The following is a 12,600-nucleotide window of genomic DNA, read 5'->3' as shown; positions in this document are numbered from 1 at the left end:
GAACTCCCCGTTATTGCTGCCCTGTCCTGGCGATGTCTCAGCGCAGGCTGTCGATCTCGTCGGCGAGGCGCGTGTTGCGGCTGGTATAATAGACCTCGATGTCGGCGAGGCGGCGGTCGATGTCGCGGAACTTGGAGCGGACGTCGCGGGTGGAGCGCGCCGGATTGGTGCGCACGCCCTGCCAGAATTTCTCGTCGTCCCGATCCGAATAAAGGCCCTGGGGCTTGGCATCGGCGAAATAGGCGGCGGCGAAATAGGCGATCAGCGTCCAGGGGAAGGCGCCCATGAGGGTCACCAGCACCGCGCCGACCCGGACCCAGACCACGTCGATCCCGGTATAGTCGGCGATGCCGGAGCACACGCCCATCCACTTGCCATTCTGCTTGTCGAGATAGAATTTGGTGCGGCGGGCGCTCATGTCAGTTCCTCCGGTCGAAGTCGTAATTATCGTCCTGTGCCGGACGTTGCGGGCGGAAGTCGGGATTGTCGGCTGCGACGATCCGTTCGACCGTCTGCAGCCTGTCTTCGAGACGGCGGGCGAGCAGGTGGAGTTCATCCAGCAGCCGCTCATCCTCGTCGGTGATCTTGGGCGCCTGCTTCCACTTGGTGACATAGTGGAAGATCAGCCAGGGCATGCCGATGAACAGCATGCCGCAGACCATGATAGGCAAGAAGACGTCTTCCATGGGATCAGGCTCCCTTGTTCATGCTGGCCTTGAGCGCGGCGAGATCGGCATCGACCTTGTCGGCCGACTTCAGCTCCGCGATTTCCTCTTCCAGCGTCTTGGGCTGCGCGCCCAGGCCCATGGCATCGGCGCGGCCTTCGGCCATGTCGACGCGGCGTTCGAGCATGTCGAAGCGGGCAAAGGCTTCGTTGACCTTCTCGCCGGCATAGGCTTCACGCACCCGCAGGCGGTTCTGCGCGCTTTCCATGCGGCTGACCAGGCTGTTCTGGCGGGCACGCGCCTCGCGCAGCTTGCCCTGCAGCTTGGCGATATCCTCTTCCGACGCCTTCAGCGCCTCGTCCAGCACCTCGATCTCGTGGGAGAGATGCTCGGCCATGTCGGCGGCCTTCTGGCGTTCGACCAGGGCAGCCTTGGCGAGGTCCTCGCGGTCCTTGCTGAGGGCAAGCTGCGCCTTTTCGGTCCAGCCATCCTGCAGCGCCTGCAGCTTGCCGATGTGGCGACGCATTTCCTTCTGATCGGCGATCGTGCGGGCGGCGGACGCGCGCACCTCGACCAGCGTCTCCTCCATTTCGAGGATGATCATGCGGATCATCTTCGCCGGGTCTTCGGCCTTGTCGAGCAGGTCGGTGACATTGGCGGCGATGATGTCTCGGGTGCGGGAGAAAATACCCATTTTAACGGTGCTCCTGGTCTTCTCTTCAAGGGGGCCGGGGCGGACGAGAGGGGGCATTTCCGCCCCGGCCTGGGTCGTGCGGCCTTACGCCAGATAGCGCAGGGTCGCGGGGGTATCCTGGGTCGCGAGGACCGGGGCTTCGCTGGCGCGGGCCGGGCCGACCGCCGAAAGGATCATGGTCGATCCGAACAGGACGGCGGCAATGGCGACCGACATCAGTTGACCGATTTCGCGAACGCTGTTGCTGTTCTTTTCCATCTTCAACACTCCTTGAACCTGGCCTTCTAAAGGTGCCGCCTGTCTGTGCAGCGGCTTCGTTCCCAACATTGCAGAGGCCGTGCCAATTTTTGAAAAGCGCAGAAAACAGCCGTTTTTTGATGATTTGGCACGGCTGCGCAAAGATTTCACTTGCTGAAAGTTGGGAAATTTCCCCATATTTTGGCGCATGGAGAAAAATACCCAGTTTGTCGGCCAGTCGCTGGCCTTTCTCGACGCCGTCGAACTGGCCGGGCGGGCCGCCGAACTCAATCGCCCGGTGCTGGTGATCGGCGAACGCGGCACCGGCAAGGAGCTGATTGCCGAGCGCCTGCATCATCTGTCGCCACGCTGGGGCGAGCCGCTGATCGTGATGAACTGCGCTGCCCTGCCCGAGACGCTGATCGAGGCGGAATTGTTCGGCCATGAACAGGGCGCCTTCACCGGCGCGACCAAGGCGCGGCCGGGCCGGTTCGAGGAGGCCGATGGCGGCACCCTGTTCCTGGACGAACTGGGCACCTTGTCGATGGCGGCGCAGGAACGGCTGCTGCGCGTGATCGAATATGGCGAAGTGACGCGGATCGGATCGTCGCGGCCGGTGATGGTCGATGTCCGCATCGTGGCCGCCACCAACGAGGATCTGCCCGCCGCCGCCGATGCCGGGCGCTTCCGCCCCGATCTGCTCGACCGGCTGAGCTTCGAGGTCATCACCCTGCCGCCGCTGCGCGCGCGCGAAGGCGACATAACGGTATTGGCCGACCATTTCGGCCGGCGCATGGCAGCGGAACTCAACTGGCCGCAATGGCCGGGTTTTTCCGCCGCCTGCGCAGCCGAGCTGGAAGGCCATGGCTGGCCGGGCAATGTGCGCGAACTGCGCAATGTGGTGGAGCGGGCAGTCTATCGCTGGCCCGAGCCGGGGCGGCCGATCTCGTCCATTGTGTTCGACCCCTTCGCCTCGCCCTGGAAACCGCGCCCGCTGATGCCGGGAGCCGCCGCGCCGTCAGCGGAAAATGCGGCACCGGCACCTGCGGCTGCATCGGTGATGAACGGGCATGGCGATGTCACCGATCTCAAATCGGCGGTCGACGCGCATGAGGCGGCGATCGTGCGGGCGGCGCTGGAGCGGTTCCGCTATAATCAGCGGGCGACCGCCAAGGGGCTGGGCCTGACCTATGACCAGTTGCGCCATTGCATGAAGAAACATGGGCTGAGCGCGGGATAGGGCGGCACGAGGCCGCCCCACCGGATAGTTTTTTTTTAACGGGTCGGGACGGGTTCCGGGCCCGAATAATCATAGAAGCCCCTGCCGGTCTTGCGGCCATACCAGCCGGCCTCGACATATTTGACCAGCAGCGGCGCCGGGCGATATTTGGGGTCGCCGGTGGTGGTGAGGAAGACGTTGAGGATTTCGAGGGCGGTGTCGAGGCCGACGAAATCGAGCAGGGTCAGCGGCCCCATCGGATGGTTGAGGCCGAGCTTGCAGCCCTGATCGATATCGGTGACGCTGCCGACGCCCTCACCCAGCACGAACACCGCCTCGTTCAGCATCGGCAGCAGGATGCGGTTCACCACGAAGCCCGGCGCGTCGAAGGCATGGACCGTGGTCTTGCCGATCTTCGCGGCGAACCCCTCGACCGCGGCGACCGTTTCGGGCGACGTGGCGAGGCCGCGAATGACCTCGACCAGCACCATCACCGGCACCGGATTGAAGAAATGGACGCCGACGAAGCGGCTGGCATCGGGCGCGGCCTGGGCGAGGCGGGTGATCGGGATGGACGAGGTGTTGGTGGCAAGGATGGCGTCGGGCGCCAGGATCTTGCCGACATTGGTGAAGATGGTGCGCTTGACCTCTTCGCGCTCGGTCGCGGCCTCGATCACCAGCTGGGCGCCGGCGAGCGGCGCGATCTCGCCGACCGGGGTGATGCGGGCAAGGGCGGCATCGGCGTCGGCCTGGCTGATCTTTTCCTTCTCGACCGCGCGGGCCAGCAGCTTGGCGATGCCGGCCTTGCCCTTTTCGGCGCGGGGCAGGTCGATGTCGGACAGGATCACGTCATAGCCGGCCTGGGCGGCGACCTGGGCAATGCCCGCCCCCATCTGGCCGGCGCCGATCACGCCCACGGTCTTGATGTCGGTCATGTCCCATTCTCCTCACCAAATGTTCGTTCCAGTCACCCCTACCGACAAGTAAGGCCGCGCGCCAAGCCCCTTCGCGGGCGGCGAACGGGCCATCGCGACGGATGGATGGTCCGCCCGCGCTATTTTCCGCCTTTGCGCGAACCGCACGCCATGCTTAATAGCCGCCCATGCCCCTTGCCGATCCCCTGCCAGCGCCCGCATCCGGACGGTTCATCGCCGCCGTGCATCATTTCCCGCTGCGCATCTATTTCGAGGATACGGACCTGTCGGGGCTGGTCTATCACGCCAATTATCTGCGCTATATGGAGCGCGCCCGGTCCGACATGCTGCGCATCGCCGGCATCGACCAGCGCGCCAATCATGAAGGCGGCGAAGGCGTCTATGCCGTCACCGACCTGAAACTCGCCTATCGCCGTCCCGCCCGGCTGGACGATGACCTGATGGTCGTCAGCCAGGTGATGGAGGTGCGGGCCGCCAGCTGCGTCATTCAGCAAAGAGTCATGCGCGGCGAGGACATATTGACCGACGGCGTCATCACCGTCGCCTATCTGACACCCCAGGGACGACCGCAGCGCCAGCCGCGCCCCTGGATCGAGATTTTCAGCCGTTTGATGCGAGGGGAAGACATCCACCCATGAACCTGTCCATGCCTGACGTCGGCACCGCCGTTGGCGCCGCAGCCGACGCCGCCACCATTTCGCCGCTCGCCCTGTTCCTGCAGGCCGACATCGTCGTGAAGGGGGTGATGCTGGGCCTGTTGCTGGCCAGCATCTGGACCTGGGCGATCATCATCGGCTTCAGCTTCACCCTGCGCAAGGCGAGCAAGCAGAGCCGCGCGTTCGAGGCGGATTTCTGGAAGGCGGACGATATCGACCGTTTCTATGAAGCCCGCGGCAAGGCCGAATTCCCGGCCGCCAAGGTGATGGCCGCCGGCGTCACCGAATGGCGCCGCTCCACCGCGCAGAAGGTGATCGACCGCGACGGCACGCGCGACCGGCTGGCCACCAGCATGTCGAGCACGATCGCGGCCGAGGTCGACCGGCTGTCGGACCGGCTGAACATCCTGGCGACGGTCGGTTCGGTCGCACCGTTCGTCGGCCTGTTCGGCACCGTGTGGGGCATCATGCGCGCCTTCACCTCGATCGCCGCCGCGCAGAACAGCTCGCTCGCCGTCGTGGCGCCGGGCATTGCCGAGGCCTTGTTCGCGACCGCGATCGGCCTGTTCGCCGCCATCCCGGCGGTGATCGCCTACAACCGGTTCAGCCATGGCATCAACCGGATGGAATCGCGCCTCAACCGCTTTGCCGATGGCTTCTACGCGACGCTGAGCCGCGAGCTTGAGGCCCAACGCTGATGGCGATGTCTGGTCCTCCGTCCGGTCGGCGCGGGCGCAATCGCGCGCCGATGGCAGACATCAACGTGACGCCGCTGGTCGACGTCATGCTGGTGCTGCTGATCATCTTCATGGTGACCGCGCCGCTGCTGGTGACCGGCGTGCCGGTCAACCTGCCCGAGACGCGCGCCAAGGGGCTGGACCAGGATGCCAAGCCGACCGTGGTGTCGATCGATCGCGACGGCGCCATCTATGTCGACGAAGACGTGGTCAGCGACGCCGACCTGCCCGACCGGCTGGCCGAGATCGTGTCGGCCAATGCCGGCAAGCCCGATGCGCCGCAGATCTTCCTGCGGGCGGACACGGCGCTGGATTATGGCCGGGTGATGCGGGTGATGGGCGAGCTCAACCGGGCCGGCCTCAACAAGGTGGCGCTGGTCAGCACCGGCGGGCAGGACGGCGCCGACGATGTCAGCGCAGGTTCAGAATAGGGGCCATAGGTCAAACCGATGGAACGCGCGGAAAAAATCGGCCTTGGCGTTGCGACGGCAGGACATGTCCTGCTGTTCGGCCTGCTGTCGGCCGGGTTCCTGGCGACGCCCAATCCGCTGAAGCTGAACAGCCCGCCGATGGATGTCAGCCTGGTGGACGAAGTGGCGCTGCAATCGACCGCGCCGCGCATCTCGACCGAGCCGCCACCGCCCAGCGTCGCGCCTGAGAAGGGCCCGACCGAGGACGCTGCGCCCGCTGCCCAGCCCGAGCCGGCACCCGTGCCCGAGCCGACCCCGGCGCCGCCCAAGCCAAAGCCGGTCCCGCCCAAGGAAGTCGCGAAACCCGCGCCGCCCAAGCCGAAGCCAACGCCGCCGAAGAAGGAAACGCCCAAGGCCGCACCCAAGCCCAAGCCGGCCCCTGAAAAGCCAGCGGAAAAGCCCAAGGCGAAGCCGGCGCCGGAGAAGCCCAAGGCTGCGGCCGCCGCGCCGGCCAAGGCCAGCGCCAAGCCCGCACCCAAGGCCGCCAAGCCGGCGGCCGCATCGGGATCGGGCAAGGCCGCGGCCAAGCCCAAGGGATCGCTGCTGGGCAATGATTTCCTCAAAGGCATCGACACCAGCGCCGACGCACCGCGTAAACCCGCCGCCGCACCGCAGGCCGCCGCCATGGGGCCGCAGCAGAAGGCCGCGCTGGATGCCGAGATCCGCCGGCAGCTCAAGCCCAACTGGCGCCCGCCGTCAGGCGCGGACGCCGATCAGCTGGTGACCCTGCTGGAAGTGCGGCTGGACAAGAATGGCGCAGTGATCGGCACGCCCGAAGTGATCGACCAGCTGGGCGTCACCGCCAGCAACCGGCCCCAGGCCAAGCTGCATGCGGAACGCGCGATCCAGGCGGTCAAACTGGCATCGCCCTTCCGCAATTTGCCGCCCGAATATTATGAACAATGGAAATGGCTGCGGCCACTCCGCTTTGACGCGAGGCTGACCCGATGACGACGACCCTGCTCCGCCGCCTGGCCGCGGCGACCGCCGCCCTGCTCGCCTTCACCGCCATGCCCGCGCTGGCGCAGCTGTCGGTCGACGTGACCGGCGATATCGACAGCAACCTCAAGATCGCCGTGCCCGCCCTGCCGGCGCAGCAGGATGTGGCGACCCCGGCCGGCACCGCCAATGAACTGGGCCGCAAGATCGCCGAGGTGATCGCCACCGACCTCAAGGGATCGGGCCTGTTCGATCCGTCCGGCCCGGCCGGCATGCCGACGCTCGCTTTCCCGGAAGTGACCAATCCCGTCTACGACAAATGGGGCGCCTATCAGGCGCTGGTGCAGGGCTTTGTCCGCACCACCGGCGGCGAGGCGGACATCACCGTCGGCTGCTACCTCTACGACGTGGCGCTGAAGCAGGAATTGACGCGCCAGGGCTATGTCGTCGCGCCGCGCGACTGGCGCCGGGCCGCGCATAAATGCGCCGACGCCATCTATGCCCGGCTGTCGGGCGAGAGCCCCTTCTTCGACAGCCGGATCGCCTATATCGCCGAGAGCGGCCCCAAGGATAACCGCGTCAAGCGCCTCGCCATCATGGATTCCGATGGCGCCAACCACCGCTTCATCACCAATGGCCAGTCGATCGCGCTGACCCCGCGCTTTTCGCCCGATTACAAGTCGATCGTCTATGTGAGCTATCTGGGCAGCCGGGTGCGGATCTATGTCTATGACATCGGCACCGGGCAGCAGCGGCTGGTGACCGAAAGCAACAACACGACCTTCGCGCCGCGCTGGTCGCCCGATGGCCGCAACATCCTGTTCTCGATGGCGGTGTCGGGCAATACCGACATCTATCGCGTGTCCGCCCAGGGCGGCGCGCCGGTGCGCCTCACCAATTCGCCGGGCATCGATGTCGGCGGCTCCTATTCGCCCGATGGCCGCCAGATCGTGTTCGAAAGCGACCGGTCGGGCGGACAGCAAATCTATGTGATGAATGCCGACGGGTCGAACCAGCGCCGCATCAGCCATGGCGGCGGCCGCTATGCGACGCCAGAATGGAGCCCGCGCGGCGACCTCATTGCCTTCACCAAGCTGTCGGGCGATTTCAAGATCGCGGTGATGACGCCGAGCGGCGACAATGAGCGCATCCTGACCAATGGCTGGCAGGACGAGCAGCCGACCTGGTCGCCCAATGGCCGCGTGCTGCAATTCTTCCGCACCACGCCGGGTCGCCAGGGCAGCAGCCAGGTGTGGCAGGTGGACCTGACCGGCGTGAACGAACGGCGCATCCCGACACCGCTCAGTGGCTCCGACCCGGCCTGGGGTCCGTTGCTGCCATAAGTTTTCCACAGCTTTTCGACGCGATAGGGAACCCTATCGTCTTGACAGCGTAACGATTTTTACCAACCATGCTGTTGCCCGTCCGGGTGGCAGAATGGCGATATCCTTAGGAGACCCCGATGAAGATCACCCGGCCCCTGCTCATGGCAACCGCCGTCTTGGCCCTCGCCGCCTGTTCGAAGAAGCCGCCGGCCGAACTGCCGCCGGCGCCGGGTGGCAGCGACACGACCCAGACGGGCGGTCCGGTTGGCCAGACCGGCCCGGTCAAGGGCAGCCAGGAAGATTTCGTCGCGTCGGTGTCGTCCGACCGCATCTTCTTTGGCCTCGACCAATATGATGTCGATGCCGAGGATCAGGCGACACTGCAGAGCCAGGCCGCCTGGCTGCAGCAGAACCCCAATGTCCGCATCACCATCGAGGGCCATGCCGACGAACGCGGCACCCGCGATTACAATATCGCGCTGGGCGACCGTCGCGCCAATGCGGCCAAAAATTATCTCGCATCGCTGGGCATTTCGCCCAGCCGCATCAACACCGTGAGCTATGGCAAGGAACGGCCTGCGGCTCTGGGTTCGGACGAAGCAAGCTGGGCGCAGAACCGCCGCGCAGTGACCGTTACCGTCCAATATTGATCCCCGTCGGGTCGCATCTGACGGCTATGGGCCCGCCGATTTCGATCGGCGGGCCCTTATGTTTTTGGGCCGGCCGCGATGTTCGCTCCGCCTTTGCGAAATTCGTTTCCGATATGTGGGACGACCCTATATATGGGACGAAAACAGGAAGCGAAAAAACATATGCAAGATGGCGAAGAGAAGCAGGAACAGGGCGTTAAGGGCACGCAGACGCTGATGCGCGCGCTCGATATCATGGACGAGGTGATCGACGGGCCGATCCGTGCCGCCGATCTGGCCCGCAAGCTGGGCATGAGCAAGACCACCGCGCATCGGCTGGTGCAGGCGCTGAAATCGCGCGACTATCTGGCGGTGACGCGCAACGGCTTCGCGCTCGGTCCCAAGCTGTTGCAGCTGGGCGTGCTGGCCACCGAGCAGATCGACTATGTCCGCGTCGCCCGCCCGTTCATGGAATTACTGTCGGAAAAGACCGGCTTCTGCGTGTTCGTGGGCAAGCGCGAGGGCGACTGGTCGCGCCATCTGGACCGGGTAACCGGCAACCAGCGGCTGCGCGTCGCGACCGCGCCGGGCGATCGTCGTCCGGTCGCCGAAACGGGCCTGGGCAAGGCGCTGCTGCTGGACGAGGATGAAGCGACCTGGGAACGGCTCTATGTCGAGGCCAAGGGCGGCGAGGCCAGCCGCAAGCAGATCGACGCCTATATTGCAGAAATGCGGGTCCACAAGGCGCGCGGCGAAGTGCTGCATGACAGCGAACTGGGCGATGGCGTGCGGTCGATCGCCGTGCCGGTGCGCGATGCCAAGGGGCAGATCTGCGTCGCCATCTCGATCGCAAGCGCCGCCCATTATCTGACCGACGATGTTCGCCCGGCGCTGGCCGAGCAGGTGATGAAGTCGGCCGAACAGATCAGTGCGGCGGTGGGCTTCAGCGGCCAGCGCTGAATTTCCTGATCTACCGGATAAGAAAATGGGCGCGGTCACCAATGGTAACCGCGCCTGCCACATAAAAATGGAGCCTGATTCACGTCTTCGGTGAAAGCGCGAAGCGCTTCCACCTCAGACGATCAGGCTCCAAGTTTGGGGAGGACTGGAAAATTACATCCGGTAGGTCACGCCAAAGGTGAAGGTGCGGCCAATGCGGGTTTCGAACAGCGTGTCCTGACGCTGGCTGTCGATATAGAGGCGGTTCTGCTCGTCGGTCAGGTTCTGCACCTCGACGATGATCTTCAGGCGATCCGTGACATTATAGCTGGCCGACGCATCCATGTAGAAGGTCTTGGCATTGCCCTGAAGGTCGCTGCCCGGCGAGGCCGGAATGCCGCGGATGAACTTGTCGCGGAAGTTGCCGGTGGTGCGGATCGAGAATTTGTCATCCTCATAATAGAGCGTGCCCGACGCGGTGTTGGGCGACAGGCCGACCAGGTCCGCCGTGGTCGTCACGGTCGGCACGCCGTTCACGCTGGCGAGGATATAGTCGATCTTCGACGTGACGTGGGTGTAATTGGCCAGCACGCCGAAATTGCTGAAGAAGCCGTCGAGGAAGGTGAAGGGGATCTGGGCATTGAGCTCGATACCCTTGAGCTTGCCGCCCGGCGTGTTGAACGGCTGCGACACGGTGAACAGCTCATCCGGCAAGGTGTTGCTGTTTTCCAGCAGAGCGTTGGGCAAGCCGAGCTGGTTGAACGGGATCTGACTGTTCACATTCTGGATGAAGCTCTTGATGTCCTTGTAGAAGAAGGCGGCCGAGAGCAGCGAACCGGGGCGGAAATACCATTCGACCGCGACGTCGAAGGTGTTGGCCCGGATCGGGTCGAGGAACGGGTTGTTGACATTGCCGACGCGGGTGACCGGATTGACGCCGCTGGTCGGGGTCAGCAGGCCGAGTTCCGGACGGGCCATGACCTTCGCGCCGGAGAAGCGGACCAGGACATTCTCGACCGGCTCGACGACGATGTTCGCCGAGGGCAGCCAATCATCATAGCTGTTGCTGGCGGCCGCGAACTGGCCGGTCAGACCCGTCGGCGAGCTGGCCTGCGCCACGGCGATATAGCCCGACGACAGCATGTCGGTCTTGACGTAGCGCACGCCGACGTCACCGCGAATGCCGAAGCCGATCGCATCGCTGAGATCGAAATTGGCCATGAGATAGCTGCTCATGACCTCTTCGCGCACGCGGCTGCGGCCGCCGCCACATTCGACGCCGCAATAGCGGACATCGTCGAAGCCGAAGGTGTCGGCCCATTTCTCGGGATCGATCGCCGCCCAGCTGGACGGGGCGCCATGGCCCCACAGCTTGTCGACGCCGGTGATGTTGGTGGTGATATCGGCCAGCGTCGTGCCGGCCGGCAGCGCCCGCACCACGGTATCGGCATTATAGGGACGCAGGAAGGTCGAGAGGAAATTGCTGCGCCGATATTGCGCGCCGCCCTTGATCGAGAAGGCGTCGCTGACCGTCCATTTGAGGTTGATGTCGGCGGTCATGTTGTCGGTGGTGTTCTTCGACGGCTTGCCCTGATAGCTGAAGCCGCCCAGCACGGTGCCGTCGGCGCGGCCCGGCGCATAGTTGAAGCTGGCAGGGTCATTGACGTCGATACCGAAGCCCAAGGTCGGGGTGGTGCCGCCCTTGCTATAGTCGATCGAGAAACCATCGGTGTCGATCGCATCCATGAAGGTCTGGAGACGCTTCTTGCCGTCCCAGATGGAGCGGTTGAAGCCGACGATGCCGCTCAGTTCCAGACTGTCGTTGAGGCGACGGCGGAAGTTGAGGTTGGCCTGCTTGAAGGTCGAAACGAAATGATCGACCAGCCCTTCGGAACGGACGTCGACGCCGTCGAACACGCCCTGGACCAGCGAGCCATTCTCGTCGAACTCGATATCGCGCACGGACGTCATCGGCTGGCCGTTATTGGCGGCCGAGCGGGCGAAGGAGATGGCGGCGATATAATTGTCGCGCCGGGTCACCTCGAACCGCGAATAGAGCATGTCGAGCGAGATGTCGGTGTCGTCGTCGGGGTTGAACTGCAGGGTCAGCGACCCGCCAATCCGTTCCTGATTCTGTTCCGAATTGAGGTAGCGCGGAATGCGCGGCAGGAAGGCGCCGCTGCCCGGCGTATTGGGCAGGTCGTCGCGACGCAGATCATAGATAGCCTGATAGGCGGCGCTGGTGCTGGTGCGCGGATTGCCGGTCGAGCAATTGAGCGCATCGGCGCCCTTGGCGGCATTGTCGGCCGGGTTCTGCGGCGCGAAGCCGACCGGCGAGCAGAAACCGCCATTGGTATTGGCCGACAGGATGTCCACCGCCGAATAGCCGACTTCGCGGATGTGCCGCTTCTGATAGGCGACCGAACCGAGGATGCCGAAGCCGCTGTCGCCGAACTTCTTCGACACCAGCAGCGAGGCACGCGGATCGACCTCCTTGGACAGTTCGTTATAGACGCCGCGCGCGGTCATCGAGAGGACGAAATCCTCCTTCTGCTCCATCGGCTTGGGCGCGCTCAGATCGACCGTCGCGCCGAGCGAACCTTCCTCGACATCGGCCGAGGGCGTCTTGCGCACCGACAGGGCCGAGAAGATTTCGGTCGGGAAGACGTTGAAGTCGAAGCTGCGGCCATTATTGCCGGCGCCGTAAATGTCCGACGAGCCGGTCTGCGACGTGCCTTCCATGCCGTTGATGCGGGTGCGGGTGAAGGCCGGGCCAAGGCCGCGGACCGAGATGTTGCGGCCTTCGCCGCCGTCGCCGCGCTGGAGCGCGATGCCCGGCACGCGCTGCATCGATTCGGCAAGGTTGGAGTCGGGGAACTTGCCGATATCTTCGGCGACGATCGAGTCGATCGCGGCGGCTTCCTGCCGCTTCATGCTGAGCGCGCTGTTGAGCGAGGCGCGGAAGCCGGTGACGACGATGTCGGCATTTTCCTGGTCGGGCTGTGCCTGCGGCGCCTGGTCCTGCGCAAAGGCCGGCGCGCCCGCCATCATGGCGACGGCCAGCGCGATCACCGACGAACGGCGCGCGGACGCAATACGGCTGTAATGCTCGATCATGACTTCCTCCCCAATGTGCCGGCCCTCGCCAGCATTCC

The 12,600-nt window shown here is 64.8% G+C and carries 14 protein-coding genes; 8 read left to right on the top strand and 6 right to left on the bottom strand.

All coding sequences use genetic code 11. The annotated features are described in order from the left end of the window. Window positions 1-37: 37 nt before the first annotated feature. From pspC to DIZ22_RS22085, 4 genes are all read right to left on the bottom strand, one after another. On the bottom strand, window positions 38-418 hold the full coding sequence (gene pspC, locus DIZ22_RS18055) for an envelope stress response membrane protein PspC (RefSeq protein ID WP_004209378.1): 381 nt from the start codon (window positions 416-418) through the stop codon (window positions 38-40). A 1-nt stretch (window position 419) separates the two neighbouring features. Continuing rightward, window positions 420-686 carry an envelope stress response membrane protein PspB gene (gene pspB / locus DIZ22_RS18050; RefSeq protein ID WP_004209376.1) on the bottom strand — a complete coding sequence of 89 codons (267 nt, stop codon included), beginning with the start codon at window positions 684-686 and terminating at the stop codon, window positions 420-422. A 4-nt stretch (window positions 687-690) separates the two neighbouring features. Next, entirely contained in the window at window positions 691-1,359 is a 669-nt protein-coding gene (pspA, locus tag DIZ22_RS18045) for a phage shock protein PspA (protein WP_004209375.1), read from the bottom strand. An 84-nt stretch (window positions 1,360-1,443) separates the two neighbouring features. Next, entirely contained in the window at window positions 1,444-1,617 is a 174-nt protein-coding gene (locus DIZ22_RS22085) for a hypothetical protein (RefSeq protein ID WP_007708701.1), read from the bottom strand. Between the two features lie 187 nt (window positions 1,618-1,804). Between DIZ22_RS22085 and pspF the strand changes: the two genes are divergently transcribed. Continuing rightward, complete coding sequence (pspF, locus tag DIZ22_RS18040) at window positions 1,805-2,836, top strand: phage shock protein operon transcriptional activator (protein ID WP_048936796.1); 1,032 nt, start codon at window positions 1,805-1,807, stop codon at window positions 2,834-2,836. A 35-nt stretch (window positions 2,837-2,871) separates the two neighbouring features. Here the strand turns inward: pspF and DIZ22_RS18035 are convergent, their stop codons facing one another. After that, the gene (locus DIZ22_RS18035; protein WP_037508086.1) at window positions 2,872-3,750 is read right to left on the bottom strand and encodes a 3-hydroxybutyryl-CoA dehydrogenase; all 879 of its coding nucleotides are present in this window, start codon (window positions 3,748-3,750) and stop codon (window positions 2,872-2,874) included. Between the two features lie 167 nt (window positions 3,751-3,917). Here DIZ22_RS18035 and DIZ22_RS18030 point away from each other — a divergent pair, with 167 nt between their 5' ends. The 7 genes from DIZ22_RS18030 (at window position 3,918) to DIZ22_RS18000 (ending at window position 9,466) form a co-directional block, all read left to right on the top strand. Beyond that, window positions 3,918-4,388, top strand: coding sequence for a YbgC/FadM family acyl-CoA thioesterase (locus DIZ22_RS18030; protein ID WP_004209371.1), 471 nt, complete (start codon window positions 3,918-3,920; stop codon window positions 4,386-4,388). Next, a complete protein-coding gene (gene tolQ, locus DIZ22_RS18025; RefSeq protein WP_048936798.1) occupies window positions 4,385-5,104 on the top strand; it encodes a protein TolQ in 720 nt (239 codons plus the stop codon). The genes DIZ22_RS18030 and tolQ overlap by 4 nt, the downstream gene beginning before the upstream one ends. Beyond that, window positions 5,104-5,574, top strand: coding sequence for a protein TolR (tolR, locus tag DIZ22_RS18020; RefSeq protein WP_004209369.1), 471 nt, complete (start codon window positions 5,104-5,106; stop codon window positions 5,572-5,574). Before tolQ ends, tolR begins: the two co-directional genes overlap by 1 nt. Before the next feature lie 18 nt (window positions 5,575-5,592). Further along, window positions 5,593-6,564, top strand: coding sequence for a TolA protein (locus DIZ22_RS18015; RefSeq protein ID WP_048936799.1), 972 nt, complete (start codon window positions 5,593-5,595; stop codon window positions 6,562-6,564). Further along, the gene (tolB, locus tag DIZ22_RS18010; RefSeq protein ID WP_017500982.1) at window positions 6,561-7,895 is read left to right on the top strand and encodes a Tol-Pal system beta propeller repeat protein TolB; all 1,335 of its coding nucleotides are present in this window, start codon (window positions 6,561-6,563) and stop codon (window positions 7,893-7,895) included. The genes DIZ22_RS18015 and tolB overlap by 4 nt, the downstream gene beginning before the upstream one ends. Window positions 7,896-8,014: 119 nt before the next feature. Further along, entirely contained in the window at window positions 8,015-8,527 is a 513-nt protein-coding gene (gene pal / locus DIZ22_RS18005) for a peptidoglycan-associated lipoprotein Pal (protein WP_004209366.1), read from the top strand. Window positions 8,528-8,689: 162 nt separating this feature from the next. Next, on the top strand, window positions 8,690-9,466 hold the full coding sequence (locus DIZ22_RS18000; protein ID WP_037508079.1) for an IclR family transcriptional regulator: 777 nt from the start codon (window positions 8,690-8,692) through the stop codon (window positions 9,464-9,466). A 153-nt stretch (window positions 9,467-9,619) separates the two neighbouring features. Here the strand turns inward: DIZ22_RS18000 and DIZ22_RS17995 are convergent, their stop codons facing one another. Continuing rightward, window positions 9,620-12,562 (bottom strand): TonB-dependent receptor, encoded by a 2,943-nt coding sequence (locus DIZ22_RS17995; RefSeq protein WP_048936800.1) that lies wholly within the window; start codon window positions 12,560-12,562, stop codon window positions 9,620-9,622. Window positions 12,563-12,600 lie beyond the last annotated feature (38 nt).

It is taken from the genome of Sphingobium sp. LF-16 (assembly GCF_003711185.1).
GTDB classification, from domain to species: Bacteria; Pseudomonadota; Alphaproteobacteria; order Sphingomonadales; family Sphingomonadaceae; genus Sphingobium; species Sphingobium yanoikuyae_A.
This window is presented reverse-complemented; position numbering and strand designations above follow the sequence as displayed.

Bases quoted from the DNA above. Each gene is read 5' to 3' on its own strand.
- pspC (WP_004209378.1), bottom strand. From the start codon at position 418: ATGAGCGCCCGCCGCACCAAATTCTATCTCGACAAGCAGAATGGCAAG.
- pspB (WP_004209376.1), bottom strand. From the start codon at position 686: ATGGAAGACGTCTTCTTGCCTATCATGGTCTGCGGCATGCTGTTCATC.
- pspA (WP_004209375.1), bottom strand. From the start codon at position 1,359: ATGGGTATTTTCTCCCGCACCCGAGACATCATCGCCGCCAATGTCACC.
- DIZ22_RS22085 (WP_007708701.1), bottom strand. From the start codon at position 1,617: ATGGAAAAGAACAGCAACAGCGTTCGCGAAATCGGTCAACTGATGTCG.
- pspF (WP_048936796.1), top strand. From the start codon at position 1,805: ATGGAGAAAAATACCCAGTTTGTCGGCCAGTCGCTGGCCTTTCTCGAC.
- DIZ22_RS18035 (WP_037508086.1), bottom strand. From the start codon at position 3,750: ATGACCGACATCAAGACCGTGGGCGTGATCGGCGCCGGCCAGATGGGG.
- DIZ22_RS18030 (WP_004209371.1), top strand. From the start codon at position 3,918: ATGCCCCTTGCCGATCCCCTGCCAGCGCCCGCATCCGGACGGTTCATC.
- tolQ (WP_048936798.1), top strand. From the start codon at position 4,385: ATGAACCTGTCCATGCCTGACGTCGGCACCGCCGTTGGCGCCGCAGCC.
- tolR (WP_004209369.1), top strand. From the start codon at position 5,104: ATGGCGATGTCTGGTCCTCCGTCCGGTCGGCGCGGGCGCAATCGCGCG.
- DIZ22_RS18015 (WP_048936799.1), top strand. From the start codon at position 5,593: ATGGAACGCGCGGAAAAAATCGGCCTTGGCGTTGCGACGGCAGGACAT.
- tolB (WP_017500982.1), top strand. From the start codon at position 6,561: ATGACGACGACCCTGCTCCGCCGCCTGGCCGCGGCGACCGCCGCCCTG.
- pal (WP_004209366.1), top strand. From the start codon at position 8,015: ATGAAGATCACCCGGCCCCTGCTCATGGCAACCGCCGTCTTGGCCCTC.
- DIZ22_RS18000 (WP_037508079.1), top strand. From the start codon at position 8,690: ATGCAAGATGGCGAAGAGAAGCAGGAACAGGGCGTTAAGGGCACGCAG.
- DIZ22_RS17995 (WP_048936800.1), bottom strand. From the start codon at position 12,562: ATGATCGAGCATTACAGCCGTATTGCGTCCGCGCGCCGTTCGTCGGTG.